The organism is Nocardia grenadensis (assembly GCF_050942415.1).
Classification (GTDB): Bacteria; Actinomycetota; Actinomycetes; order Mycobacteriales; family Mycobacteriaceae; genus Nocardia; species Nocardia grenadensis.
The window spans coordinates 2,402,922-2,429,638 of sequence record NZ_CP192054.1; the positions used below are offsets into that span (position 1 = coordinate 2,402,922).

Below are 26,717 nucleotides of genomic sequence, written 5' to 3' on the forward strand. Positions count from 1 at the left end.
TAATGGGTACCGTGAAATTCCAGCAGTTCTTCCGGGCCGCGGCTGGTCTGCACGTTGACCGGAACGATGTCAAGCGTTATACGGATTTCGTCGACGACAAGATCTACGACCTGATACTCATCGGCAAGGCGTCGGCAAAGGCAAATCTGAGGGATGTGATCGAACCGTGGGACCTGCCGATCACCAAGGGACTACAGGAGAGCATCCACCGGTTCGAGAAACTGGACCAGGAGATCGAACTACAGTCCGTGCTCGATCAACTGACGGCCCGGCCGCCGTTGGACATGGCGCTCTCCGAGGCGACCGAGCAGCGACTACCGCTGATTGCCGGGGGCTTGAGTGTGGCGCTGGCACACACATTCGTCACGATCGAGCCGGGCCGTAAGAACCCCGGGACCGCCGAATGGAACGTCGTCTTCGACATCTTCCACCTTCTGCTCTGACCGTCCGCCCCGGCCCGTCGAGTCAGTAGATCGCCGCTTGGCGCGACGCTGAGACGAATGCTTTACGCTTGGTTGATAACCAGTACTTTTCGGTAGTCGAGCGCATGGGCGTAGTGGTCGATTCCCTCTCCGGACACATATCTCCCTTTTTCTACCTGCTGTTATTTGGTGTAAGCTCAATCATTCGAACTATATGCGTAGGTCAGCGGCGTGGGGGTTCGAGTCGGGTCCAGCCGAGGCAGGCCTGAGAACCAGCTCGCGTAGTGTCCTTTTGCGGCGGCCAACCCACATCCTGGCGCTGCTGTTGCCGGAAACCTGAAGCCGCGCCCCGCACGGGGATAAGGTGCGAGTGTCCTCGCCGCCTAGCGCTATTTTCTTGGGAGCTCGGGTGAGAGGCGGTATGGCCTCGACATCCTTCCAGAGTGTCGAGGTGAAGTGGGGGTGTGAAGGCGGGGCGCGATGTCACCTATCCATGCAGCAGCCCTTCTGGTGCATCAGAACTCCCACAACCGCTGGACCCACCCGCTCAGTCACCGGTGTTTCCGCCGGGAATGCTCACGACTCGGTGATGCTGGCGCCGATGGTCGAGTCGATTCCGCGGGCCCGGTCGGTTCGTGGCCCGCATCGTGGCGAACCCGCCAAGCTGCGTCCGGACAAGGGTTACGATTTCGACGTCCATTCGCCGCTGGCTGCGTGCTCGCGGGAAAGTCTCTCGCATCGCCCGTCGTGGTATCGAGGATCTCACGAGGCTGGGCTGTCATCGGTGGAAGATCGAGCGCACGATCGCGTGGCTGACCGGATACCGGCCGTTGACGATCCGCTACGAACGCCATGGCCGCCTCTTCGCAGCATTTCTCCAACTCGCTGCGGCGCTCACCTGCTGCAAGAAACTGTCCACATAGGACACCCTGTAGGTCTCATCGGTCTGCATCTTCGGAGGCGGACGATCTCGTCGACCCACCGCGCGGATCTCGATCATCCGATATGTGCTGTGCAGCCTCGCTCCACGGTGTAGGCCGCGCCCGGGTGCGAGGCTCGGACGCCGTCGATGTGGCACCGTTGTCCGGCGGTGTCTCGACGTGCTCGAGCCCGCCCGGATCGTCGAACGACAAGCCCTCCGGGTCGCCCCTACGTCGTACGGATGCGGCGGATTCAGCCACCGGACCACCAGGGGCTCCACCGACGAGCTCATCCTCGGCGCCGAACATTTCGAAGAATTTTTCGTAGAATACGGCCTCCTCGGCATCGACATGAGAAATGTCGTAGCCGAAAGCACTGAAAACTGCCCGGTAGAACGCAGTCACATCGAAATCGGCAGCGTCCAATATCGACTCGTCCACGATCGACACGCCTGCCATCCGCATAGCCTGCACAATTTCGTAGTCGGTATGATGCGGATACAGTGCTGCCACCACTGCGCCGGCGAAATCACGCTCAAATACCCCCGGTGGGCGCAGCCAAGCGAAGCGGGTCATCATCCGGGCAGTGGTCCCCGATATACCGGTCAACGTTGGAATTTTGTGCTCGATGGCCTTCTCCTGGAACCACGCACCATTCGGCTTGAAGTCGAATCGCGCCCCGCCGGGCCGCCACGGGATCCGGACCGCATACCGGCGGGGATCCAGTCGCAGGGCCGCCGCGGCATCGACGATACCGTGATTGTGGTAGACCAGTACGGTACGTATTACGGCATTACCTGAATCATCCCGGACACGTCGGCCGCGCTCGTCGTAAACATAGAGGGGCAGCACATTCTCGACCGTGCTGTCCTCGGATTTCAGCTGCGCTTCCAGCGCATCCGCATCGACCCGTCCTCTGTGGTCACGCGGTATGCGATCGGGATCGAGCCGACTTATCCGAAACGCACGCAATCCACCGGGTACCGCTTCCAATTCCCGGCGCGAAAGCGGCATACCCATCAGTGCCCAGTCCTGCACCGTCAGCAGCCTGCGATTCTCGTCGGTCCGGGACCGGACATCTGCCCGGCTGCGGCGATCATATTCATCGAATACACGGAGCGCCGCATCGGTACGCAACGTTGCATGCCGGACCAGATGCAGATCCTTGACCGTAAGATCCGCCAAGGGCGTGCTTTCCAGCATCGATGCCCGGACGCCACGCAACGCGGGGACATCGAGCCCCAGGTCCGCTGCCGCTGTTTCCCATTCGGGTTGTTGGAACAGCTTGATCAGGCCCGCGTCCAGTGTCGTGCTACACGGCGGATTACGCTCTCCGCCACGAAGCATGGCATTGAGCAGCGCAGCCATGAGCTCACGTGGGTTGCCATCTCTCAGCAATTCCTCGAGCGGCACACTCCTGCGGACTATTCCGTCCCATCGATCGATCTCGGGCGCGAAGAACGCCTCGTCGATCTGCTCGGATGTAGCCTCGGGATGCAAACCCGTCAATACTTCGCGCAGTCGCCGGACCGTCTCGACAATCGCTTGACGCGTAATTGCGCTATTGTACAGATACCGCGCCAGGGCCAGTTCATACCGTCCCCGTAGTTGTCGCCACTCGTAATTCTGGTCGTCAGAGATCGTCTCACCGCGGCGCACCCGCTGCAGCACATCACTTTTGGTGTCAGGCAGCGACACCGGCGTACCGGATTTGTAGTCGGCTGTGGGCCCGTTCCCGGATGAATCCGGCGATTCCATCCCCGGAGCAGAGCCGATCAGACCGCGAACTCTGCGGCCCAGTCGCTGATCCGGCATACCGTCGACGAACGCCATACCCGCAAACGGACCGAGCTCGTCCAGATCCAGGCCGTATTCGTCACCGAGGCGCTGCAGGCAATCCGCCAAAGGCTTCCATTCCTCAAGCCGCGCCACATCGGCGGTGTGGAACGACACCCACACATTGGGCTCGCCCACCCTCTCGCTCCGGTTGTGCAATACGATCAGGTGATCCGCCACCTGATTGCGCCCGACCGGACCCGGACGCTGCAAGACCAGAGCCACCACCGATCCCGGGCGTTCGGCCATCCACCCCTCTACGGTCCGCTCCTGCTCCGTCTCCGATGCGCCGTGTCGACTCACCGAGTCCCAGCCGCCTCGATGCAACGCCGCGCCGAAGATTCGCTGCATCACCCGAACCCGTGAGGCTCCCTTACCGATCCGCTTCACCGCACGCTCGAGGATGCTCTCGTCACCGGTGAGATCCGCGACCAGCTTCGCTGAACCGACCACACAGTACTCGGAATCGCTCGTGAACTGCGTCCACATTTCCCGATGCCCCGAAGGCACAGGATCGCTCGGTACCGGTTGTGAGAGTTCCGGATCGTCGGCAATCGTGGAGAAGTCCGTAGCGACCTGCTCCCGAAGCCCGGTCAGAGCGGGACCGAACTCGCGCTCGCCCTCGCCCTCGACAGGTCGTTCCGTCGAGATAGACCGTGGGGCCGAGTCAGCCGTTTCCGTGCCTTGCGCTGGTTCTGCCTGCTCGTCTTCGCCCTGAGGCTTCCTCCTCCAGTTCCATGGTGTTTTGCCGTTTCTGAATCCGTAGGCGACGGCACCGTCCGGAAGCCCGGACGCGCCAGGGCTGGCGGCTGTTCTCCACGATCGTCGGCTGGCTGGAAGGTCGAGTACCTCGGCTGGATCGAAGTTCGGGACGATGCTTTCGGCGTCACCGTGAGGGGTGGGTGTGGCGGTGGGGTCGCCTGCCGATAGTCGTCTGGTGGGCCGTGGCAGCCTGCTGGGTGGGGTGTGGCCGGGCACCGACGGTAGGCTTTTGTTTTGCTCACTGCCAGTCAGTGGCTGTTCGGTTGCAGCACGCCGACTCGCTGCGGGTGTGTGGGCTCGCTGCGAGTCCGCGACGGTCGGCATCACCTCGGTGGCAATCGGACCGTATCGGTCCGTATTCGCTGTGGTACTGGGGTGTTCCGCATCGACCGGCCTGTGAGGAACGGTGGGGATCAGAAGCCGGTCGAGTTCACCGACAGCGGCCAGGGCGGCTCGATGGCGATGTTCAGCGGCTGCGGCACCCTGTTCCAGCTCGGTCGATCGGTCTGCGCTACCGGTCGCTTCCCGCAGCAGCGAGGATTGCAGGGGAGACGGATCGAGGGCGTGTGGGTCCGGGTCGTGGGGTATGGTGTCGATCAGCGATCGGTACTGCTGGGAGTGGTCCTTCGGTGATGTGTGCTCCAGCACGGAGATCAGCGCATCGAGCCAATCGATTTGCTTCACAAGCGATTCGTACTGCCGGGCCGACCGCTCGAGTTCGTGTTCGTCGGTGTCGTCTACCTCGTCCACATACTGGCCCGCGACCCGCATGTGCTCGAACAGTGCGGCGTATACCAGGTGTACCTGACCGACGACCGTGCCGCCGAGACGGTCGAGTATGCGGACGGCCTCATCGTGACGGGCGGTGTCGCGGGCCGCAGCCTCAACCGTAGCCGCAATCGAGCTGACGGTGGAAAGTGCGTATCGCCGACGGTTTTCGGCTTCGATACCGGCGTGCGTGCGCGCCATCGCGGCGGCGGCGTCCTCCAGTTCCTCTACCGCGTCCGCGAATTCGGTCAACTGCCGCGTCCGCTCGGTCGCGAGCGTATTCGCCTGCTTGGCCGCCCGCAGTTCCGCGAGGCGTATTCGGATATGTGCGACCGGAACCGCGGCGGCCGACGGATCGTTGTTCGGTGACGGTCCACGTGCCGCTTCCTCCGATGGCCGACTGCCGATGCTGTCCGGCGCGCCAGCGGTTCGGCTTCTCGCAGATCCCGGAACCGGGCGGCCGACGGCTCCCGATCGAACGAGCATCGCTTCGTCCAGGTCCGGCAGCCCAGCGAACGCCGATTCGACGTCGGCCACCGTATCGGAGGAGACGACGGGTTGCCAGGATTGTGGCAGCGTCTCGGCGTCGGGGGCTTCCGCGCGCGGTCCGGAGACGAGGTTGCCATCCCGGTCGAACTCGATGGTCTCGAACCGCCGCTCGTCGGCGGGCATCCGGTTGATGAATACTTCCTGTTCGCGGCGCCAATCATCGAATCCGACGGCCTTGTTCAGCAGGGTGCGGCGGTTGCGCAGATCGCGCGGGCCGTAGTCGTTTTCGGAGCTACCGTCGGGTGACGCCGCCAGGTTGACGACGACCAGGTTCGGTTCGTCGACCGAGGTGCTGTCGTTGACCAGCAGCACCATATGGTCGTCGGCCTTGGTGCTGGTGCCGTTGGCTCGGGCGTCTTTCCATTTGTAGACCAGGACGGTGATTCCGCCGGGTCGTGACTTCAGCGATTCGACCACTTCGTCCAGTGATCCGGTCTCCTCGAGCCCGGCGCCGAATATTTCGCGCACCTCTTCGCGGCCGTATCCCTCGAGACTGGTCGGCGGCAGTCGGAAGCGGCCGGCGTTGTCGGGGCACAGTACTCGCATTCCGGTTACAGCATTGTTGACGCAACTGTTGGGACTACGGCGATGGATCTGCACGACCGAATCGAGCAGCGCCGAGAGTGCCAAGTATCGTGACGCGGCGGCAACGATGTCGTCGGCTGTCCCCTCGTCGGCGTCGCTGTTCCGCGTGTCGGACTGCTGAGCAACGGCATCCTGGGATGTTTCATGCCGGGTACCGTGGCCCAGCGGCCCGGAATCCGCGGCAAGCGAGTCGGTATCGTCGCGTGCATCGGATTCGGCGATATTTACGGCGGGCAGGTGATCGCCTACCAATTCACCGAGGATGTTGCGGGCGATGCCGGGGGCTATGTTCGCGGCGGGATAGCCCATCGCGGAGGCGAGCGCATCCCTCGCCTCGGTCAGCGCGGGATCGAGTATGCGCATACCTTCGGCGCCGTCCACCGCGGCGATCGACAGACCGAGCTCGTCGGCGAGCCGGTTTCGCAACGGCATCATATGGTTCAGCGCCTGCTCGTCTGTGAACAGCGCACGCTGCAATGTCGTCGCTGGAGCGGTCGCCTCGACATGTTGCCGTAGTGTCTCCGCCGCGGCGGGCGCAATACCGGTCCGCTGCAGCAGCTCGCGAATCGGGTCGAGGGAACCGCTGCGTTCGAGTGCAGCGATCTGGTCCGCGAGGGCCGGTGCCGGGATGCCCAGCAACCCGGCCAGTCGTGCGGTCCGATCCGCCGGTCCGTCCGGGCGGGCGAAGTCGATGTCGCTGCCGTACTGCCCGGTGTCGGCCTCGGCGAGGGTGAGGGCGGGTATGCGGGTCGAGAAGGCGTGATGCCGAATGAAATCCGAGGTGGAGTGCCGAAGTGCCCGCTGCTGTAGTTCGGGCACGAGCTCGCGGACGGATTGTCGTGCCTCGACCATCGCGTCGTGGGTCCGGGGGGTGGGATCGGCGGCGTGCGCGGCCACGGCCTGTTCGTAGTGGACCACCGTCTCACGTACTCCGCGCAGGTGCATGGCATTGCGGATCAGGGCGTCCTCGGGTGACATCACGACCTGCGCGCTGCCGAGCTGACCGTTACGCGCGGTGCGGTTCCTGGCCTGCTCGTGGATGTAGGACTGCTCCGGCGCCTCGGTCATCCAGACGTGCATGCCGCCCATGGCCTTCACCGCATCCGACACCGAGATGTCGACCCCGCGCTGGCCCTGCCGGTTGATCACCAGGATCTTGCCCTGCTCACCGGCCTCGTCGAAAACCCGCTGCAACTGGGATTCCCAGTCCGCACCCCAACCGACGATCCGCTTGGCGTCGACCGCTTCGATCGCCTCGCGCGGGACCCCCGCGCGCACCAGTGCCTCCACCTGCCGTGCGACCAGATCGTTGCGGTGACACAGGATCTCCTGGAACCGTCCCGCACCCCCATTCCGTATCTCGTTCGCGTACTCGGCGATCGTGCGCAGCTTGGCATGGGTGTTCTCGGCCACATCGTGCTGGCCTTCGACCAACCGGTGCGTCTGTGACCGTCCTACCTCGTGCGCCGGTTCCAGACCGTAGATTTTCTGCAGTACCGGGTTCAGGTCGGTGAGCGTGCCGGACGCACCGGTTACTTCATCGAAAAAGGATCCCTCGCCGACACGGTAGATTTCGACCGAATCGATGCGCTTGGCGGATTCCGCGTCCGCGCGCACCACGATCTGATGGTCCTCGGCTGTCTCCCCTCGGGCTTCGGCCGCGCGGATCTCCTTGGCCTCGATGGCCTGCGCGAGACTCGCCTTACCCGGCTCCGCGCTCCACCGGGATTCGCTCGAGGTTTTCGGGTTCCGTTGCAGCCCGTGCTCGGCCTGATCGATTATGACGATCTTGCCCGCGTCCATTTCGTAGTGGACACCTGCCCGGACGAGAAATTCGGCGTTGGCGGCGGTTTCCAATCGGGAGGCGCCCATCCCCTCCAGCCAGTTCTCGCCGTTCGGCAGCGCCTCGACCTTTGCCCGCCCCGCGGCGGTGAGCTCGGGTTGACCGTCGTACCAGTACATGAACTCCGGTGTGCCGTCGGCCTGCACGCCGATTTCCTCGGCGATTCGCCGGAGACCGAAATCTTCGTGCGACAGGGACCCGTCCGCCAGCGCTCCGGTGAGGAATTCGTGCGCGTCGAACACCTGCCGGGCCGTTTCCGCCGGAGCCGCCTGCTCGGGACCTTCGGACCGCAGGAACTGCCGTTCGCCGCGGTCGATGATGCCATCCATCTCGTCGATCAGCACATGCCGCGGTGGCTCGATACCGGCATTGCACAAATGCCCGACCGTTTCGCCGGTCGCCACCACGATCGCCGGTCGGCCCTGCGCGATAGGCCCGAAGCCGTTCTCCTGATCGGCGCGGAACACGTCGATCCCGAAGTCGGTCATCAGCTTCTGATTGGTGGAGTCGGTCAACAACTTCTCGTAGGTGACGACTTCGCGATTGGCCAGCCCATCGGTCGTTGTCACGAGCAGAACCGAGCCATGGTGCACCGCACGTTGTATTGCGGTCGCCATGAATACCAGCGATTTGCCCTCGCCGGGTTTCATCTCCACCGGGCGCGATCTCATCGCGTAGACGGCTTCGGCCTGCTCGACCCGCAGCACCATACCGCCCGGCAGCGCGTCACTGACCGTGCCCCGCCGGATGACCTCCACTGTCGCCAGCATCGATTGGTGCTCATCGCCGCCGTGTAGTCCGGCCTTCAGCACGTCGTCGGGAAGGTTGGACAGGCGTTGGCTTTCCGGTACATGCTCGGCGGAGGCCTGGTGGAAATCGATCAGCAGATCGACCGCCCGATCACGGTCACTGCGTGGCAGGCCGGCGGCTTCGGCGAGACTGTTATGATCGGTGGCCGGAGCATTCCGCTCATCGTGCACGGATGCCGAACGGTCGCCCGCGGCAAGCGTGTCCGGGCCGTCTGTCTCGATCCGGCCCGTGCTCTCAGGAGTTTCCCGGCCGGGCTGCTCGGCGGTCGCCTCCCGCTGCGCGGTCGCATACTCGTCACCACCCGGGGATCCGTGTTCGGCGCGGGCGTCCGGCGATCCCGCATCGCCCTCGGCGACCGAACGGGGCCGCGCCGAGGGCTCGTTGCCGACACCGTCCGCGACCGCGGCGTGTGCTCCGGGCGGAGCATTGTTCTTTTCGGGAACCCCGCCGGCCGGACGTGCCTCCGCCGGGAGCTTCGGCGGCGGCGCGGTTTCACCTGCCGCCTCGACCGAGCGCGGCGCGGGCGACCGCCCGGCAGCGCCCTGCTTATCCGCCTGCGGCCGCTCGACCGTTGCGGTTGTCTCCGAACGCGGCCGAGCCGCGGCGGCGTCGGACGAGGCAGCGGCCTGCGACCCCGACGCTCGACCGCCTGCTCCCTCCGGCGCTTTACCGGCGGCTCCCTCAGTCGCTCGACCGCCGGTCGCAGCAGGTGTTCCACCACCCGCGCCGTCGGCCGAAGCCGAGGCCTGTTGCCCACCCCGTGTTCGTGGCTGCGCGTCCGCCGCCTTCCGCGCGGTCTCGGCGGAAGCCCCGCCACGCTCACCTGCATTATTCGCGCTCTCGGCAGCCGGTTTCCATGTCTGCCTCGCTGCTTCCCACGCTCGTTTCGACTCCGTCGATATCTCGATCGGTTGCCGCGACGCTGCGGTTTCCGCGTCGTGCCCTGCCGAGATCGCATCGGGCGGCGTGAACGGTGCGCCGCCGCCGATCGCCGGGGAACGGACGCTCTGGGCATATACGCCCCCGGAGAAAGCACCGTTGACCAGTGGCCCCAGCACCTCCGTGTAATGCTGCGGCCAACCAGCAATCAAGGCGGCCGCACCGAGGCCCGAGATCGCCCCCGCCGTACCATGCACCAAACCCATGGCCACACGACTGCTGGCGATCTGGGGGGAGACCATCGGAGCGAACCGGCCCGCGAGCATGCCGCCGACCGCTCCGCCCGCGCCGGACACGGCGGCCACCTCGATCGACTTCATATCGATGCCCGTGGGGTTGGAACCATCCTCCCCGATGATCTCGGGCGTTCTGTCCCCGGTGGCGACCTGTAACCCCTGCACAACCACTTCGACACCCACCGGAAGCGCGACCGCCGTACCCATCCACTTGGCGAACTGCGCCGGCCCCATACCGCTCAGCTGGGCGGCCGCCTTGGCTCCGCCCGCCTGAATGGCCCGCTGTAGGTTCGCGCGCAGCACGGCGACCTCGGCGCGTCCCTGGACCAGCGTGGATTCGACTGCCGGCGCGGCCGCAACCTGACCGCCCGGACCCGCCGCCGTGGCGGCCGCGATCAGACCGTAGACCTTCCACGCCAGGTGGATACCGAACGTGAACATGACGCACAGCCATTTCTCCGCGTCGTTGGCCGCCGCCTGTCCCTGATCGGCCAGGGCGTTCACATCCTTGCCGAGCCGAGCCGCACCCTGCCGAAAGGAACTCAACAATTCACGCAACTGTTCGGCCGTCTCGCCTACCGAATCCTCCTGCGTCAAAAGGCTATCGATATCGGCCGTATGGCCCTCCAGCTCCAGACTGCGGGCACGCAGTTCGGCCACCATACGGCGCATCCCGGAAATGTCGGCGCCGGGGAGCTCCCCGCCGAACACCACCATCTCGATCGGAGTCCGCAGGAACCCGGGCAGACATTCGAAGGCATTGCGCAGCTGTACGACCGGGCTGAACAGCGAACCGTCCATCGCCTCGATCTACCCCAGCCGGGCCGGCGCAGCGACCAGCACCGCATACAGCAGTCGTGCCTGAATACCGGCATCCTCGCCGTGCTGGACCCCTTCGGCGAACGCGACGCCGAGTGCCTCGTGCACATCGAATCCGCCGGGTTCCGTGGCATGTCCGGCCAACACGGCACGCCACTCCCGGTAGCCGCGCACCACCTCGGACAGCGCAGGGCGCGGACGCGGCTGGGTGCTCAGGAACTCCGAGATGAGCACGCGTTGTGCCCGCCGGTGTGCGAGACCGCCACCGGCGGCGTCGAAAGCCCGGCCGAATGCCCGCAAGGTGGCCGTGAAGATATCCGGCTGTGTCGTCGCGCCCGTTTCCTCGGTATCGGCGGTGGCGTCCTGCGGGTGTGTGGATGGCCGGGATGATCGGGCAGGTGCCTGCGGCTGTTGTGCGGCGCGCCGGTCGAGGAATATCGACCGGGCACCGCCTTCGCTGTCCGGCGGCGCACCGGCCCACCGCACCGTGCCGAGCTGGTCCCCGAGCTCGGCGACCGCGACGATCTCCAGCACGATCATCGGGTAGTCGGTGAGGACCCGGTCCACCGCAGTGACGAACTCCTGTACCGGCGCGAGCTGAAGATCGGGGTCATCGAAACCTGTCACCTCGACGCCGTGCCGCTCGGCCAATGCGCGTGCCAGCCGTTCGATTGCCGGATCGGCCGGCGACCGCCCGCGGGCGCCGCGCCGATCACGGTCGCGGCCATTGTCACCGGCCGGTGCGTTCGGTCGTGATGCGGGACCTTGCTGCGGAGCCTGCCCGGTGTTTGCGGGCTTTCCAGCGTTTCCAGGCGAACTCGGCATCCCGGGTTGGCCGGGTGTGCGGGGCGGCGTCTCGGTCCACGGGGCTCCGGCCCGTCCCGCGGGCCCTGCGACGGGGCTACCGGACGGTCCTCCCGACGTCTGGGGCGTAGCGCGCGAGGGGGCTGCTACCGGCGGGGACGAGACCGAGGAGGATGGTGGCGGCACTGCCGGTCCAGATCGCCGGCCGGGGGCGCCGGTCGCCTCGTTGCCCACCGGACCGGATTCGGGCCGGGAACCACTCCACGGCGAATCGGGCCGTGGTCCGCTGTCCGCAGCGGTGCGCCCCGGGGACCCGTCCGGTGCCGGTACGCTACCCGGCCGGTTGGGCCCACCGGCCGGGAGTTGGTCGGTGCTCCGTGACCCGCCGACGGGATACACCGGCGAATCCTGCTCCGGCGTCACCGCGGCCTGATCGGGTGGGTTCGACCGGGGGCCATCGACCGGCGATTGCGGGCCGACCGTACCCGCCGGGGGCGACTCGGCGAGGCCGGCCGGTCCTGGGGCCGTATCCTGGGCAGCCCCGGCCACGCGCGCGGCGCTGTCGATGTCCTGTGCACCGAGGTGGTCCGCGGCGCCGACGATTCCGGCCGCGTTACGGCGCATTCCTTCCGCCATGGCCTCCACGGTGGAAACCACTTGTTCGGCGCGCGGCGTGAACTGCTCGGCGAAGGTGCGCCCCATATAGTCGTCGCCGAAGCTGCCTTCCGCGTGCTGCAAGCAGGACTGCAGGCCCGCGTGTGTTCGCTGCACCCGATCGGCGATATCGGCCAGCCGCGCGCCGCGCTCGCGCAGGCCATCCAAGTCCAGTCGCAGTTCGCCGCTCATCGCCCACCTCGGGTGGCGGGCTCCGGTCCGCCGGTCCGCAGCCGGAACCGGTGCTCGAATTCGGTGATGAACGCCGACAGCGGCACCGACGAACTCGACCGCTCCACGACACCATCGTCTGCGACATAGAAGACCGCCCGGTCGAGCGCGATCTCCCCGTCCGGCACCGGTGATCGCACCATCCAGCCCACACTGACCCGCTCGGCCCGCAACGTCGAGAGCGGGAACCCGGTCGCATCGTGACCCCGGCTGCGGATGTAATCACGGACGCGGTTCAGTGCCTCCTCTTCCCGGATCCCCACGATGTCACCGGCGACCAGGTCGGCAAGTACGAACTGGAACAGGGCACCGTCGACATCGACCTCGGTGTCCTCACCGACGACCTGCGCGATCGCCGCGCGGGTCACCGCCGCGGCCTGTGCAGCCGACACCAGCGCTTCAGCGGCATCCGAGGGCGGGCCGTCCAGCACGCCCGCCACCACTTTCGCCACCGTATCGGCCGTCCACACAGCGGGCAACGCAGGCGCGCATTCCGCCATCGGAGCCGATTCGCCGCGGTACCACCGACCCTGATCCCACCAGTAGCAAAACGACAGCATGCCGGTCATCACCCGCGGGTTGAGGACCGCGTCGACCACCCAATCCGGCGCTCCGGCAAATAGTTTCGGCATCACGCCGTCCCCGTTGTAGGCGGCTTCCAAGACCGGCGCATTCCAGACCCCACCCGACAGCACCGCCCGGTCGCCGGGCAGCAATGTCAACGTAGAACCACTGTGTCCCGAACTCTCGAAAATGCCGACCGACGGGCCGATCCGCGGGCCTCGTTCCGATCCGGCCGCCACAAAGGCCGCGGCCAGCACCGCCCACCGAGCCCACACCACCGCCAGATCCGGCAACTCGCCGGTCACCGGCACTGCCTGCACGCCCACACTCCGATCCGCGCGCACACCGTCCGCGGCCGCGCGCGGTGACCTCGACTGGGATTCACCGCGTCCGAGGTAGGCGGCCAGCCACACGGGCAGCCGACTACGCGGATACCGTTCCAGATCCGCCAGATACGCCTGCGGCGCGAACAATTGCTCACCCGGAAACGGCTCCACGCCCCGATCGGTCACGACCTCGGCCTCATGGGCATCGACGCGCACCACCAACCGCCACCACGGCCCGTCCTCGACAGCAGCAGACAGGGCTCGATGCCGGCGCACCAACTCCCACACCCCCTCTGACACCTGACACCGGACCGGATGGTCGCCGTCATCGGCGAGGAACAACGCCGATTCGGCGACAACGGTCATCGCGAACGCGGCCTCGAACCGGCAGCGCCTGTCCGGCAGACTTTCACGCAGCCCAGTGACGATCTGATCGGCCAGCTCCGCGAGTTCCGCACTCCCAGCCCCGATCACAGCACACTCCCACCTCAGCGGATCTCTGTCCTACAAGCCAGCCTGCCAACCTCCACCATGAGAGCGCTGTCCGGCCGTCAGGAACGCACTCGGGTGGTAGATTTTCTGAACCCGGGCGCGAGCGCAACCGAACCCTGTTGCCAACCATGGCAAGGGTTCTGATGTGCAAGTTCTCATCGAACTGATTACGCTCTCTCAACGGCAAGCGATCCGCATCTAACCCGAGACAGCATAGGTGCCGACCGCTCCAGGGCCTGCATCTGCGATTTCTCATCCACGCACAGCACCAGCGCCGCAGCCCCATCCTTCTTCGCCGCGTCCTCCGCACACGCCATCACGATCCGCGCCCGTCCAGCCAGCCGAAATCCCTCCACGCCCACTGCACAAGCCGATCACGCTCCACATCCGACAGAACAAACCCAGCCTTCGGTCGTCCAGCCCGCACCACTCGCCCACGGTAACAACAACTCACGGCGCTGAACAGCGAATCAGCAACTAGGGTTCCGCAGCTGAAATACGTTGGCTAATCGTAGGTTTCGTCGGTGACAGGCCTCGGAGAACTCGAGGAACCGTTCGTTGGCCGCGTCCTCGGTCGCCGCGGTGTAGATTGGCTGAAATGGTCGGCCGGAGTCACTCTCGGTGATGGTTTCGCCGGCGCGACGGCAGCGCAATTGAGCCGGTACCGGGACGAGTTGGTCGACGCGTACTCCGGTCGTTATCGAAAGGTCGGGATCACCCGAGCGGTCGCCGAACCGCCGCGAAACGTGGGTTCGGAGCAGGAGTACCTGGACTATCTGCACTTGTTCGCCGCCGAAGTCATGTCCGCCGTGTGAGCAGACCGACGACGAGATCCGCGGGGTCCGGCTCGACGACGGACGTGAGATAGCGGCGGCGACGGTGCTGATCGGGATCGGAGCCGCGCTCCGTACCGAACTGGCAGCTCCCCTCGATCTGCTATGCGACGGTGGGGTGGTGGACGAGCGCTGTCTTGCCACCGACGGCTGGACGCTGGCTGGGGGGATTGCACCACCCGGGTCTCGCCCACGGGCCGGCGCTATCGGTGCGAGTCGGCGGACAATGCCACCAGCCGGCGGCACCGTGGATCTGGTCGGATCAGGGCGATCAGAAATTGCAGACAGTATGGGCGACCGGCGACGGGCCGAAAGCGATGTTCGCCGCGACGACGAATCGTACCGTCGCGAAGGCAAGGCCCAGGCCAACCTCACCGAGGGCCCCCACGACCTGGGGTGGCGGATCTACCACGGGAAGAAAGGAGAGATGCCCGCACCTATTACGAGGGCATGGAAGATCAGCTCTCCGCGCTGGGCCTGGTGCTCAACTGCACGGTTTTATGGCATACGTTCTACACCAACCGCGCTCTGGAACAGTTACGCGCGCAGGGCTAGTGCCTTGTCAGGCAACGTTGGGTAGGTAATCCGGGCGGCGGATTGGTGAGTTGACTGCGAAGTCTCGTTTGGGTCGGGCGTGTTGATTGTGCCAGCGGATGTAGGCGCCGATCGCAGCGTCTTGCTCGGTGTGGCTGCGGTGGTCGGTGCCGTTGAGAGCGAAGTACCGCAACGCGGCGAACTCCGATTCGATCCAGTTCAGCCACGACGAATAGGTCGGTAGGAACACCAGCTCCACATTGTTGGCCGCAGCCCAGGCCCTGACCTCGACCCGCTTGTGCGGGGAGAAGTTGTCGACGATGACATAAAGCTTCTCGCCCGGCCAACGAGCCCGCAGGGTCTTCAAAAACGCCAGGAACTCGATCCATCGTTTCCGGTCCCGGATCCGGTAGTGAATACGGCCGGTGGCCAGGTCCAACGCGCCGAGCAGGTGCCGCACCCCGTGGTCGCGATGGTAGGTCGCCCGCAACCGGCGGGGTTTGCGGGCCGGGAACCAGCCACGTCCCGGGCGGGGTTGCAAGTTCAACGGACCGAACTCGTCGACACAGACCACACGTCCGTCGGCGGGCGGGTGATCGTAGAGATCGAGGATCCGGTTCATCTTGGCGGTGAAGTCGGGGTCGGTACCGCCCTTCCAGGTCTTGGTGGCCTGCCACGACACCCCCTGGGCCCGCAGGATCGTGCGCAGTGTTTCACGGCTGATATCAGCGATCTTGCTGGTGGCAAGCCAGTCTCGAAGTTTCGACAGGCTCCACGTCGAGAACGGCCGACCGAACTTGCGGGGGCAGCACCGGGCGATGCAGGCGATGGGTTCACGCGTCGCCCGATCCACCTTGCTCGGCCTGCCCCCACTCCATTTTGGGTCCAACGCGTCGAACCCCCGTTCGTTGAAATCGTGGATCACCTGGCGCACATAGGCTTCCGAGACCTGCATCAACCGCGCTATCGCCGGCACCGGTTGATGCTGCGCCGAGGCCATCACCACGATCGCGCGACGAGTCCTGATCGGCTGCCGGCTCGACTTGGTGATCTTCTGCAATCTGCGTCCCTCATCCGGGGACACCTCCCGCACGAACACTTCCGGTTTCCGGGCCATCGACACCACCTCCAACAGCAGCATCACCGACGACAAGCAACAGCTCAAACCGACACCCGGATTACCAGCGCAACCTATCTGGACGGGGCACTAGCCGGTGCGCGATGAGGACGCGCAGCGGCTGTCGGCATTCATACGCACCCATATCGGCATCGACGGCCACTACGCCTTCCACCTGCCCGACTTCGGCGGTGACCTCCGGCGGTTGCGCGACCCCGATGCACCCGGCGAGGGCGGCTGATCAGCCCAGCTCGTGGGCGGCGACTCGTATCGTCGAGTTCGCGCAGCACGGCCGCGCCACGGCCCTGCCCCATAGTCTCAACCGTCAGCGATCAGCCGTGCATGACGACCTCGAGACGGGAAGCGTCGGGGAAATGGGTACTGAGCGTGGTGAGCTCGATCGCGATCCGTCCGGGGCCGGGGGCGAAGGATATCGAGTTGGTCTCGTTGTGGAACATGTGCCGGGATACGCTACCAACCCCACCGCTGTTCAGATTGCGCCAGTTGACGACCGCGACCAGCGACGACCCGCATCCGGCGCTGCCGGTGCCAGCGACGTCGTTGGTCTGGTAGCCGATGGAGACCTGGTTGCTGTCATCGAAGATGTTGGCCTTGGCGTTGATGGTCGTCGCGCACAGGCCGCCATCGAACTGTGCAGACAGCGTCGGCATACCGGTGTGCGACTCGGCTGAGACCGGCGCGGCTTGAAACAGCAGCGCGCTACCGACGACGCCGGTAGCGAGGATAGAAGCAAAGGCAGGAGCGTGCATGGTGTCCTCTCGTAGTTCAGGCCCTACACGCTATCGACACACGGGTTCAGGCTCCATTCCCAACTCGCTCAACATCGCCGGCCCGGTCATCCGATGCCATCCTTTACCCGCGTCCTGCCCAATGCCGTTGTATTGGGTTCTGCCACTCGCGATGTCAAGCAACGGTATTGCCGCGGGGCCGACTGGCGGACTATAGCGCCGGTGGCGGCTCGGTCGAGATCGGCAGCCTGCCCGTGGAGCTGAAGACGGCCACCGGCTTCTCGATGGGGCTGCCGGCCCGAACACAGCGGGTGGCCTCCGACCAGGTCGCTTCTTCGAGGTCGGTCAGGTCGAGCAGTTTCGCGCCGGTGCGGGTGGCGCCGATGAGTGCGGTGTGTTTGACGGTGGTGGTGCTGATGTCGGCGCCGGTCAGGTCGGTGCGTGTCAGGTCGGCACGGTGCAGGTAGGCCCCGCGCGGGTTCGCTCGGGCCAGGCATGCGTCGTGCAGGTTCACTCCGGGGCGCGGTAGAGCTTTCCGTTGCCGGCGCCGTGTCCGCGGTCGTGGCGGACAAGGCGGTGTTCACGGCGAGTGCGAGCCTTGCGATTGCAGCTCTTGCGGTGTGCCGGCCGTGGTCTTTGGGCTTGCTCTCGAAGCTGGCTACTGAAGACCAGGCCGGCGAGCGGGCACAGGAAGTGCCGAGTTGAATCGGTGGGCGCAGGCATTGTTCCGGCTGCGCCCGGTTCGGATCGTTGACAGATCCAGGGCGTCCGTCCTGAACACCTGAGCACCAACACATCACGGCGTCCGCGACAGTTCCCGTCACCATGGCAGGCGACAGCTCTGGCGCGGCAGAATAGGTTTCCGCCATGCCTTGCAGAGTTTTCGGGGTCGGCGGGGGCGGGCTGGTTCGGCTTGGCGGGCGGGCTGTGACCAGTTCCGGTGTGGTGCCAGTGTCGATGGTCTCGAGCGGCTACGCGAAGACTATTGGGACGCGAGGCTTATGAGATCGTCGAAGGGCAGCTGAGCGGGGGTGCGGATGGCGACCACCCTGCCACCGTATCCGGGCCCTCTGTCATCGTGGTGTGCCGGTGCAGGTCGGAGCGTGGGCGCAGCCATGGTTTCGGAGTTCACTGATGTCGGCGGTATGGCCGTTTTTCGGCGGCATCGAGTGCGGGGGCCAGTGGTGCGAGTGCGGAGCGGAGTAGATCCGGTAATGCGCCGGACGGCACGACGAGTCCGCTGATCGCCGGGGAAGTCTGGGCGGGCTGTAACCATTGTTGGAGGGCTACGCGAACTGCGGCGGCCACGCTGGCCGCGAGCACGCGGGCGGTGTGCGGGTCGGCGTCGCCGATGCGTTCGACGATGGCGTCGGCGAGGGGATGTTCGATCGCGCTGGGGGTATGAACGAATGCGGTGCGCAGTGCGGGGTGGGTGGTGATCAGCAGTAGCGCGCCGCGATCGGATTCGCCTTGGGCGGTGTACTGATCCACGATCGCGTCGATGACGACGTCGGCGAGGCGGTCGGCGGGCCGCTCGGCCACTGCCGCCGCGACCCCTCTTTCCCGTTCGGAGGTGACAGCGGCGACGATCGCCTCTTCGCGACTGGAGAAGTAATTGTTGTAGGTCCTGGGTGAGACGCCGGCGGCCGCTGCGATGTCGTCGACGCGCACATTGTCCGGTCCGCGTTCGAGAGCCAGTCGAAGTGCCGCCGTGCGCAGCGCCTCCCGGGTGGCCTGCTTCTTCTGCTCACGCAAACCTGTCCGTCGTGTCGTCACAGTCTCAGGATTCCACTTTCACTGCGCGTACGCAAAATTGCGTGCACGCAGATTTATCTTCTAGTCTGGCGTCCTCACTCCCCGAACGACAGGAACCAGGCCGATGAGAGGCAAGGGCATCAGCTACGACACTGGCTTCGTCAGCAACGGCGAACTCTCCCGTGTGCGCTTCGACCCGGACGAGGTCGAGCGTGAGCTGCGCATCATCAGAGACGATCTGCACTGCACCGCGGTCCGCGTCATCGGCGGTGATCCCGAGCGGCTGGAACGGGCCGCCACCTTCGCCGCCGACCTCGGCCTGGAGGTCTGGTTCTCGCCTTACCCGCTCGAGCTGACTGCCGCGCAGATGCTGTCGCTGTTCGCCGACTGCGCCGAGCGGGCGGAACGGCTGCGGCAGCGGGGCGCCGAGGTCGTATTCGTCACCGGCGCCGAGTTGAGCTTGATGAACAAGGGATTCCTACCGGGCGACACACAGCAGGACCGTCTCGAGTTGCTGAGCACGCGGGATGGCATGGCCGAACGGATCGGCGAGCTCAGCACACGGGTCAACGACTTCCTCGGCGCCGCTGTGAGTTTCGTCCGCGAACGATTCGGCGGCAAAGTCACTTACGCCGCTATCCCGCTCGAGCGCGTCGACTGGGACCATTTCGACATCATCGGCGTGGATCTCTACCGGTCGGCCGAGGTCGCCGATCAATTCGCCGCAGGCGTGGCCGCACTCGTCGCGCAGGGAAAGCCGGTCGCGATCACGGAGTTCGGCACCGCCGCCTATCGCGACGCCGGCCGGCGGGGTGGTCGCGTTCTGGAAGTGGTCGAGTACAGCAAGGAGGGCGCGCCGCTCCGACTGACCGGTGACTACGTCCGTGACGAGCCCGGGCAGGCGAACTACCTGCGCGAGCTGCTGCAGGTATTCGACGACGCGGGCGTCGACAGCGCCTTCGTGTTCCTCTTCGCGCTCGACAACTTCCCGCACCGCCCCGACGGCGACCCCCGTGACGACCTCGATCTGGCCTGCCTCGGCATCGTCAAAGTTCTGGAGAACCACGGCGGAGACACCTATCCCGGGCTGCCCTGGGAACCCAAGGCCGCCTTCACCGCCCTTGGCGAGTACTACCGCGGCTGACCATGTCGCGGTATGAACAGAAGGAGAAAAGACTGTGATGACCGTCGAGGTTGTGATCAGCGGAGGTGGTCCGAACCGGCTGAGACAACGCGGCTCGACAATCGTGGGGTGAGTGACATCAGCGAGTCGGACATGGTCCCGCGTCGCCGCTTTCGTACTGCCTGTGGCGAGTTCTGGCCGCTGATTCTGCTCGCGGGCGCGGTTCTCGGGGTGCTGATGGTGTGCTCCGAGCGGTACGGCTTTCATCGCGACGAGTTCTACATCCGCGAGTCCGGCCGGCATCTGGCGTGGGGTTATCCGGATCATCCACCGTTGAGTCCCTTGCTGGCCCGGCTCGCCGACGAGCTTGCGCCGGAGTCACTTATGGCACTGCGTATTCCGGCGGCCCTGGCGGCAGTGATCACGATCGTGTTGATCGGTCTCATCGCCAGGGAATTCGGCGGGGATCGCCGCGCGCAATTCTTCGCCGCCGCGATCGCGGCGAGCTCGGTGCTGGTGTTGGTCTCCGGCCATATCCTGTCGACGGCGACGCTCGATATCGCGTTCGCCACCACCCTCGTGTTCCTCGTCGCGCGTCTGGTGCGTACCGGTGATCGGCGCTTGTGGGCGGTCACCGGAATTGTGCTCGGGCTCGGTCTGCTCAATCGGGTGTTCCTCGCCGTGTACGCCGTGATTGTGCTTGGTGCTGTTTTCGCAATGGGTCCGCGGAAGGTACTACGCGGTCGGTGGTTGCCGGTCGGGGTGGGGCTGGCAGGGGTGATCGCGGTACCGACGGTTGCCTGGCAGGCCCACAACGGGTGGCCGCAGTGGCAGATGGCAACCGAGATCAGTGCCGAAAACAGCCGCTGGGAACTGGTGGCCTACCAGCTCGTGATCGTCGGCCCGCTACTGCTGCCGGTGTGGATCGCCGGCCTCTGGTGGCTGCTGAGACGACCCGGGGTGCGCTGCTTCGGTGTCGCGTTCCTCGCTCTGCTGGGACTACTTCTCGTCACCAGCGGTCAGCAGCACTATCTGGTCGACGCCTACCCGCCATTGCTGGCCGCGGCCGGTGTCGCCGCCTCTCAGTGGGTTGCCGACGGTGGTCGACAACTACGCACACTGGCGGTGAGCCTGCTGGTTGCCGTTTCGGCCGCGATCACAGCGGTGTTCTCGCTGCCGATACTGCCGGTATCGGTGCTCGCCGATACCCCAGTGGTCGGTGTGAACGGGGAAATCGGTGAACAGATCGGCTGGCCGGAGATGGGCCGCACGGTCGCCGAGGTCGTTGATCGACTGCCGGCCGAGGTGCGCACCGAAACTGTTGTGGTGGCGGATAATTACGGTCAGGCCGGGGCGATAGCGCAGTTCGGTTCCGACTTCTCCGCCCAGAACACCCGATTTCCGCCTGTCTACAGCGGGCATCAGGCGTATGGCTGGTGGGGGCCACCTCCCGAGCGGTATACAACGGTCGTCGTCATGGGTACCGATGCACCCTCGATAGTCCCGGCGTGGGCCGAGCAGGCTTGCGGCCGGCTCACCGAGGTCGCCGCCGTGCACAACGATCACGGCATCGCGAATCAGGAGAACGGCACTTCGATGTTCCTCTGCCAGGACCTGACGACATCGTGGGCGGAGCTGTGGCCCTCGATTCGCCGTATCGGGCCGGCCGATATTCCAGAATCCCCTGGGCCCCGGTAACGGGATAGCCCGGCATTCGACCGGGGCTCCGCCCGCACCAGAGCGCTCGCAAGCATACGGTCTGCGGCGGAGTTCTGCGGACGCACCGTGTGGATCGTCGATCACAGACGCCACGTTCGATGGGCTTATGAGAGCGATTTGTCCGAGACGATCGAGCCGGAGCTCCGGCCAGGTCAGTCGCTTCGGTATGCATTGAGGAGGAAGAGCCATACTTCGCTGACGGTCGGGAAGCAGGCAATCGCGTGCCGGAGGCGGGCGAGGGGGACTTGCCCTGCGACCGCGACGGTTGCGGAGTGCAGGAGCTCGCTCACCCCCGGGCCGACGAGGGTCATCCCGAGCACGATCTCCCGGTCGAGGTCGACGACCATCCGAGCGTGCCCCCGGTAATTGTCGGCGTAGAGGTTGGCGCCTTGGGCGGCATTGAAGTCGATGTCGATGGTCTTGATGCGGTGGCCGGCCCGGGTTGCTTGTTGGGCTGTCAAGCCCACCGCGGCGGCCTCGGGGTCGGTGAAAAAGACCTGGGGGACGGCATGCTGGTCGGCTGTGGTGGCATGGTCACCCCAAGGCGCGTCGTCCAGCGGGAGATCGGCGGCGCGGGCGCCGATGGCGTCGCCCGCGGTCCGGGCCTGGTACTTGCCCTGGTGAGTGAGTAGGGCGCGGTGGTTGACATCCCCAAGGGCGTACAGCCACTCGCCGTCGACGCCGCGGACCAGGCAGGTGGTGTCCACATCCAGCCAGGAGCCGGGAGCGAGGCCGATGGTTTCCAGACCGATGTCGTCTGTAGCGGGGGCGCGGCCGGTGGCGAACATGACCTCGTCGGCCTCGACCTCGCTGCTGTCGTCGAGGGTGAGGGTGACAGGTGCTGCGGGGCCCGGGCGGCGTAGGGAGATCACCTGTCGGCCGATCCGCACGTCGGCGCCCGCCCGGGTGAGGCTGTCGGTAAGCAGTTCGCCCGCGAAGGGTTCCATACGCGGCAGGAGACTCCGGGCGAGCAGGGTCACCTGTGAGCCAAGACCCTGCCAGAGGGTGGCCATCTCGGCGCCGACTCCGCCACCGCCGACTATGGCGAGCCGGCGGGGCACGGTGCTGGAGTCGGTGCCCTGACGATTGGTCCAGGGCCGGACCTGCTGGATTCCTGGAAGGTCGGGTACGACGGGGCGGCTGCCGGTGGCGACGGCCACCGCATGTCGGGCGATCAGGGTATAGCCGGTGCCGTCGTCACCGGCAACGGTGACGTGGCGGGGACCGTTGAGGCGGCCGTGTCCGCGGAAGAGGTCGGCTCCGAGGGACTTGACCCACTGGGCTTGGCCGGCGTCGTCCCAGCCGGTGACGTAGTGATCGCGGCGGGCGAAGACCCGGGCGGTATCCAGCGGGTCGGTGACGGCCTGCCGTGCGCCGTCCACACGGCGGGCGTCGGATACCGCGATCACCGGCCGTAGCAGTGCTTTGCTGGGGACGCAGGCCCAGTAGGAGCATTCGCCGCCGACGAGTTCGCGTTCCACGACGGCTACGGTGAGGCCGGCCGCGCGGGCACGGTCGGTAATGCTCTGGCCGACCGGACCGGCACCCAGTACGACTACGTCGTAGGTGGCGTTCGCCTGGCTCTCATGTGATTCGATCATTGTTTCCTCGCATGACGGTCGGTGCTGATCTTGTCGTGTGTGGTCGCCGATACCTCCGGTGGCGTTGTGGAGAACTCGGGTTGTTGTCCTCGGGGCACCGAATTCGGCGAAGCTGCTGGTGTGGTCATGGCGTCGAGAGCTTCACATGTCGAGAACGGTGTCGGTGTCGGGCCGGGCGCAGCAGATGAGCAGTTCGCCATCGGGTGGCGGTTCCAGTGGTTCGGGACTGTAGGTGACAACGCCGGACAAGAGGGCAGTGGTGCATGTGTGGCATACGCCGGTGCGGCAGCTCCAGCGGGCGGGGACGTCGCAGGCGTCGGCGAGTTCGAGCAGGCTGCGCGCGCTCTCGGGGAAGGGCACCGAAATGCTGCTGCGGGCGAAGGTCACGAGCGGACCGGTGCCGGGTGGTCCCGCGGGCTGATGGGGAGGTAGGGAGGCCCGGTTTGTGAGGCCCGGGTCGATCGAAGGCAGGGACTCGAACAGTTCGGTGCGGATATGGGCCGGGTCGATGCCGGCGACAGTGAGGGCATGCCGTATATCCGCCATGAAGGAGGCCGGGCCGCAGATGTAGGCGGCCCCGGAGGGCGGAATGGACAGCGCGATCAGCTTATCCTTTGTGAGGCGCCCGGAGACAGCCTGGACGCAGCCATGGTCCTCGGTGGTCGTCGCGCTGTAGAACACATGTTCGTGGGTATGCGGTAGCGAGCTGAGCAGGGCGTGTGCTTCGGCCGCCAGCGGGAGTTCCTGCGGTCGGCGGGCGCTGTGGATCCACCAGATCTCGCGGTCGCTGCTTCGGGCGGCGAGCTCGTGCAGCATGGACAGCACCGGAGTGAGGCCGATACCGGCGGAGATGAACAGAATCGGGGCGGTGGCTTCGTCGAGCACGAAGTTGCCGCGGGGCGCCGCGGCGTCCAGGATGTCGCCTGGCTGCACCTTCGTGGTCAGGTAACTACTCGCGGTGCCGTGTGGCTTGCGTTTGACACTGATCCGGTACCCGCCGGTATCGGGTGCCGAGGACAGTGAGTAGCTCCGCACTGGAGCGTCCCGGCCGGTGCTGGGGATCCGCAGCGTCAGGTACTGGCCCGCGCGGGCAGCCGGGAGCCGGGTTCCGTCGGGGGTGGTCAGGTGGATCGAGGTAACCGTTGTGCTCTCGGGGACGACCTCGGTCACCCGTAGGGCGCGGAAACCGTTCCAGGCCGGGCCGGTGGCAGCGTCCGTAGTCTCGGCAGCCGTGAGCAGGTCACGAAAGGAGCCCTGCCACCCCGGGCTCAGTGCGGGGATGTCCAGGGCGAGGCGCAGTTTGGCAGGATCACGGTCGGGAAGGTAGAGCAGTGCGTCGGTATCGGCCACGCTCAGCGCGCAGGGCCCGGTCCTCGTCCGGATAATGCGGTCGCCTGCCCGAATGTATCCCTCGCGGATGACTCGCATGTAGAAGCCGGGACGGTGGTGGCCGACCAACAGCGCGGGCAGTTCGGGTTCGCCCAGGCGCAGGCCGACGCGATAGCAGGTGACCCGTGGCTGGGTGACTTCGAACTCGGCCTCGCCGATGCGATACCGGTCGCCGATGCAGACCTCGTCGTCGGGCAGGCCGTCGACGGTGAGATTCTCCCCGAACTGTCCGCAGCCGAGGTCTTCGCGTCCGAAGTGGTGCTGCCAATGTCGGATGGACTGGATCTGGTACACCAGCACGGCCCGTTGTTCGCCGCCGTGGCCATCGGTGTCGCCTTGGCCGTCGCCGTCGATGTTGAGCCGGCGGGCCATCACAGCGCCGGGCACGGGATACTTCCACGCGCCGGTGTGCACGGTCCTGCCCTGCCGGGAGACGTTCTTCGGCATCCCGACGTTCACCGACAGCAACGATGGCATCGGATTGCTCCTTTCCTGTGGTCGCGGTCTCGCCGGGCCTGGTCAGGGCTGCCGGGCGGCGATCGGTTCGTCGGGCGTGAGGTTGCGGTCCACGCCGTGCGAGATCACGGTCTGGCCGGGTTCCAGCCGCAGTCGGGTGCCGTCGAGGTGCACCTCGACCTTGTCCGGTTCGAACGACACCATCCCGGAGATGCGCCGCACTTCGGTCCAGGCGTTCTCGTACGACCATGCTGCGCGGTGGGCGCCGGCGATGTCGTAGTAGTCGGCCAGGCCTTTGTACGGGCAGAAGGTCCGGCCCTCGACCGAGGTCAGCGCAGATTCGTCGATATCGGTCCGCGGTACGTACCAGCGGGGCGCGAACCCGGACTCGTACAGGGCCAGCGCGCGGGTGCTCTCGGCCACGACCTGGCCATCGCTGCGGACGACCAGGTGGCGGCTGGTGTGGCGGATGTCGATGCGGTGGTAGCTGTCAGCGGCATGGCCGACGATCCGCTCATCCTCCTCGTAGAAGGAATCCATCGCCCGCCACGCGAAGGCGACTCGGCCCGAAAGGTCTCCGGCGTAATCGGGTAGGTCGGTATGCTGCCACGCCGCGCGCTGTGTGCTCCGCGTTCCGGCGCGGACGGTGTACCAGGACGTCGGCCCGAGATCGTGGTGTGTGGTGGTGTGCTCGCCCGGTTGCAGCGCGTCGGCGGTGGTGTCGAGGAGCGGGAAGTAGGCGACCGGGTAACGGCCGGGCTCGTGCAACAGTACGACATCTTCGCTGTCGGCGATCCATGTGTCGCCGAACCGGACCCGCATGCGTCGACGCAGTGGTTCGGCGAACAGCATCCTGTCCGGCAGCGGGTCGGGCACGAGGAACCGGCCGACCGCTGCGGGAGCGAGGGGGCCTTGTTGCCAGGAGAGTCCCATCGTTTCGTTCCTTTCGGCTCGACCCCCGGTATTGCGGGCCGGTGATGTCAGGTGGGACCGGTCACGGCAGTGCCCTTCCGAGGAATCCGCGGAGGCAGCCCGCGGCCGCGTCGAGATGGCTTTCGAGCAGGAAGTGGCCGCCGTCGAGCAGACAGATCTCGGCGCCCGGCGAGTCGTCGGCGAAGGCGAGCGCGCCCTCGGGCCGGAAGATCTCGTCATTGCGGCCCCATACGGCCAGCAGCGGCACCCGGTTGTCACGTAGGTAGGCGTGCAGCTTCGGGTACAGCGGGAGGTTGCCGGCGTAGTCGGTGAACAGCCGCAACTGCACCAGGTCGTTGCCGGGCCGGGACAGCAGGGCGAAATCGTGATACCAGGTGTCGGGGCTGACCAGGCTCTCATCCGGAACGCCGTGTAGATATTGCCACCGGGTGACGTCCAGGGTCAGTGCTTGGCGGACCGCCGCCTCGGCCTGCGGGCTCTGGTCCTGCCAGTACGCCCGTATCGGCTTCCAGAACTCCGGTGCGAGCCCCACCTCATAGCCATTACCGCTCTGGCTGATGATCGCTGTGACCGTGGCGGGGTCCGCCAAGGCGAGTCGCCATCCCACGGGTGCGCCGTAGTCGTGGACGTATAGGGCGTATCGGCTGATCCCGAGCTGAGCCAGCAGGCCCGCGGTCAGGTCTGCCAGGGCATCGAACGTGTAGTCGAATTCGTCCGTGGGCGGTGCGTCGGACAGGCCGAAGCCCAGGTGGTCCGGGGCGATGATGTGATACCGGTCGGCCAGCAGTGGGATGAGGTTGCGGAACATGAACGAGCTGGTGGGAAAGCCGTGCAGCAGTACCACGGTGGGCGCATCGGACGGCCCGGCGTCACGGTAGAACAGCCGTTGTCCGCGAACGGTCGCATAACGGTGATGAATTGTCGTCATCCTCGGCTCCGTTCTCGATC

17 protein-coding genes and 1 pseudogene are annotated in these 26,717 nt (G+C 66.1%); 7 read left to right on the top strand and 11 right to left on the bottom strand.

Going from position 1 to position 26,717, the window contains the following annotated elements:
* The first annotated feature begins 2 nt into the window (after nt 1-2).
* A complete protein-coding gene (locus tag ACQPYS_RS10925) occupies nt 3-443 on the top strand; it encodes a DUF1931 family protein (protein WP_174551695.1) in 441 nt (146 codons plus the stop codon).
* A 529-nt stretch (nt 444-972) separates the two neighbouring features.
* A pseudogene (locus ACQPYS_RS10930) lies at nt 973-1,345 on the top strand (transposase); the annotation flags it as partial.
* 15 nt (nt 1,346-1,360) lie between these two features.
* On the opposite strand, the gene ACQPYS_RS10935 reads toward ACQPYS_RS10930, so the two are convergent.
* From ACQPYS_RS10935 to ACQPYS_RS10945, 3 genes are all read right to left on the bottom strand, one after another.
* Nucleotides 1,361-10,471 carry a DEAD/DEAH box helicase gene (locus ACQPYS_RS10935; RefSeq protein ID WP_433492495.1) on the bottom strand — a complete coding sequence of 3,037 codons (9,111 nt, stop codon included), beginning with the start codon at nt 10,469-10,471 and terminating at the stop codon, nt 1,361-1,363.
* A 9-nt stretch (nt 10,472-10,480) separates the two neighbouring features.
* A complete protein-coding gene (locus tag ACQPYS_RS10940) occupies nt 10,481-11,116 on the bottom strand; it encodes a hypothetical protein (RefSeq protein WP_433492496.1) in 636 nt (211 codons plus the stop codon).
* 1,019 nt (nt 11,117-12,135) lie between these two features.
* Nucleotides 12,136-13,542 (bottom strand): hypothetical protein, encoded by a 1,407-nt coding sequence (locus ACQPYS_RS10945; protein ID WP_433492497.1) that lies wholly within the window; start codon nt 13,540-13,542, stop codon nt 12,136-12,138.
* A gap of 542 nt (nt 13,543-14,084) precedes the next feature.
* On the opposite strand from ACQPYS_RS10945, the gene ACQPYS_RS10950 reads away from it, so the two are divergent.
* Nucleotides 14,085-14,375, top strand: coding sequence for a hypothetical protein (locus ACQPYS_RS10950; protein ID WP_433492498.1), 291 nt, complete (start codon nt 14,085-14,087; stop codon nt 14,373-14,375).
* Between the two features lie 414 nt (nt 14,376-14,789).
* A complete protein-coding gene (locus ACQPYS_RS10955; RefSeq protein ID WP_245664521.1) occupies nt 14,790-14,948 on the top strand; it encodes a Tn3 family transposase in 159 nt (52 codons plus the stop codon).
* Between the two features lie 7 nt (nt 14,949-14,955).
* Here ACQPYS_RS10955 and ACQPYS_RS10960 read toward each other — a convergent pair whose 3' ends face one another.
* Complete coding sequence (locus ACQPYS_RS10960; protein WP_433492984.1) at nt 14,956-16,068, bottom strand: IS630 family transposase; 1,113 nt, start codon at nt 16,066-16,068, stop codon at nt 14,956-14,958.
* 73 nt (nt 16,069-16,141) lie between these two features.
* On the opposite strand from ACQPYS_RS10960, the gene ACQPYS_RS10965 reads away from it, so the two are divergent.
* Complete coding sequence (locus tag ACQPYS_RS10965) at nt 16,142-16,285, top strand: hypothetical protein (protein ID WP_245664522.1); 144 nt, start codon at nt 16,142-16,144, stop codon at nt 16,283-16,285.
* A 91-nt stretch (nt 16,286-16,376) separates the two neighbouring features.
* Here ACQPYS_RS10965 and ACQPYS_RS10970 read toward each other — a convergent pair whose 3' ends face one another.
* The 3 genes from ACQPYS_RS10970 to ACQPYS_RS10980 form a co-directional block, all read right to left on the bottom strand.
* Complete coding sequence (locus ACQPYS_RS10970; protein ID WP_157107205.1) at nt 16,377-16,814, bottom strand: hypothetical protein; 438 nt, start codon at nt 16,812-16,814, stop codon at nt 16,377-16,379.
* A 190-nt stretch (nt 16,815-17,004) separates the two neighbouring features.
* Complete coding sequence (locus tag ACQPYS_RS10975) at nt 17,005-17,307, bottom strand: pentapeptide repeat-containing protein (protein ID WP_433492499.1); 303 nt, start codon at nt 17,305-17,307, stop codon at nt 17,005-17,007.
* Between the two features lie 614 nt (nt 17,308-17,921).
* The gene (locus ACQPYS_RS10980; RefSeq protein ID WP_433492500.1) at nt 17,922-18,569 is read right to left on the bottom strand and encodes a TetR/AcrR family transcriptional regulator; all 648 of its coding nucleotides are present in this window, start codon (nt 18,567-18,569) and stop codon (nt 17,922-17,924) included.
* Between the two features lie 103 nt (nt 18,570-18,672).
* Here ACQPYS_RS10980 and ACQPYS_RS10985 point away from each other — a divergent pair, with 103 nt between their 5' ends.
* Both ACQPYS_RS10985 and ACQPYS_RS10990 read left to right on the top strand, forming a co-directional pair.
* Nucleotides 18,673-19,692, top strand: coding sequence for a hypothetical protein (locus ACQPYS_RS10985; protein ID WP_433492501.1), 1,020 nt, complete (start codon nt 18,673-18,675; stop codon nt 19,690-19,692).
* Between the two features lie 108 nt (nt 19,693-19,800).
* Nucleotides 19,801-21,369 carry an ArnT family glycosyltransferase gene (locus tag ACQPYS_RS10990; RefSeq protein WP_433492502.1) on the top strand — a complete coding sequence of 523 codons (1,569 nt, stop codon included), beginning with the start codon at nt 19,801-19,803 and terminating at the stop codon, nt 21,367-21,369.
* A 173-nt stretch (nt 21,370-21,542) separates the two neighbouring features.
* On the opposite strand, the gene ACQPYS_RS10995 is transcribed toward ACQPYS_RS10990, so the two are convergent.
* From ACQPYS_RS10995 to ACQPYS_RS11010, 4 genes are all read right to left on the bottom strand, one after another.
* Nucleotides 21,543-22,991 (bottom strand): dihydrolipoyl dehydrogenase family protein, encoded by a 1,449-nt coding sequence (locus tag ACQPYS_RS10995; RefSeq protein ID WP_433492503.1) that lies wholly within the window; start codon nt 22,989-22,991, stop codon nt 21,543-21,545.
* A gap of 141 nt (nt 22,992-23,132) precedes the next feature.
* Entirely contained in the window at nt 23,133-24,857 is a 1,725-nt protein-coding gene (locus ACQPYS_RS11000) for an MOSC domain-containing protein (protein WP_433492504.1), read from the bottom strand.
* A gap of 42 nt (nt 24,858-24,899) precedes the next feature.
* Nucleotides 24,900-25,769 (bottom strand): DUF427 domain-containing protein, encoded by an 870-nt coding sequence (locus tag ACQPYS_RS11005; RefSeq protein WP_433492505.1) that lies wholly within the window; start codon nt 25,767-25,769, stop codon nt 24,900-24,902.
* A 61-nt stretch (nt 25,770-25,830) separates the two neighbouring features.
* Nucleotides 25,831-26,697: an alpha/beta fold hydrolase gene (locus ACQPYS_RS11010; RefSeq protein WP_433492506.1), complete on the bottom strand. Its 867-nt coding sequence runs from the start codon at nt 26,695-26,697 to the stop codon at nt 25,831-25,833.
* Nucleotides 26,698-26,717 lie beyond the last annotated feature (20 nt).

Excerpts from the sequence above, each read along its gene's own strand:
- ACQPYS_RS10935 (WP_433492495.1), bottom strand. The coding sequence starts at position 10,471 with ATGGACGGTTCGCTGTTCAGCCCGGTCGTACAGCTGCGCAATGCCTTC.
- ACQPYS_RS11010 (WP_433492506.1), bottom strand. The coding sequence starts at position 26,697 with ATGACGACAATTCATCACCGTTATGCGACCGTTCGCGGACAACGGCTG.
- ACQPYS_RS11005 (WP_433492505.1), bottom strand. The coding sequence starts at position 25,769 with ATGGGACTCTCCTGGCAACAAGGCCCCCTCGCTCCCGCAGCGGTCGGC.
- ACQPYS_RS10970 (WP_157107205.1), bottom strand. The coding sequence starts at position 16,814 with ATGCACGCTCCTGCCTTTGCTTCTATCCTCGCTACCGGCGTCGTCGGT.
- ACQPYS_RS10995 (WP_433492503.1), bottom strand. The coding sequence starts at position 22,991 with ATGATCGAATCACATGAGAGCCAGGCGAACGCCACCTACGACGTAGTC.
- ACQPYS_RS10985 (WP_433492501.1), top strand. The coding sequence starts at position 18,673 with ATGAGAGGCAAGGGCATCAGCTACGACACTGGCTTCGTCAGCAACGGC.
- ACQPYS_RS11000 (WP_433492504.1), bottom strand. The coding sequence starts at position 24,857 with ATGCCATCGTTGCTGTCGGTGAACGTCGGGATGCCGAAGAACGTCTCC.
- ACQPYS_RS10925 (WP_174551695.1), top strand. The coding sequence starts at position 3 with ATGGGTACCGTGAAATTCCAGCAGTTCTTCCGGGCCGCGGCTGGTCTG.
- ACQPYS_RS10960 (WP_433492984.1), bottom strand. The coding sequence starts at position 16,068 with ATGCTGCTGTTGGAGGTGGTGTCGATGGCCCGGAAACCGGAAGTGTTC.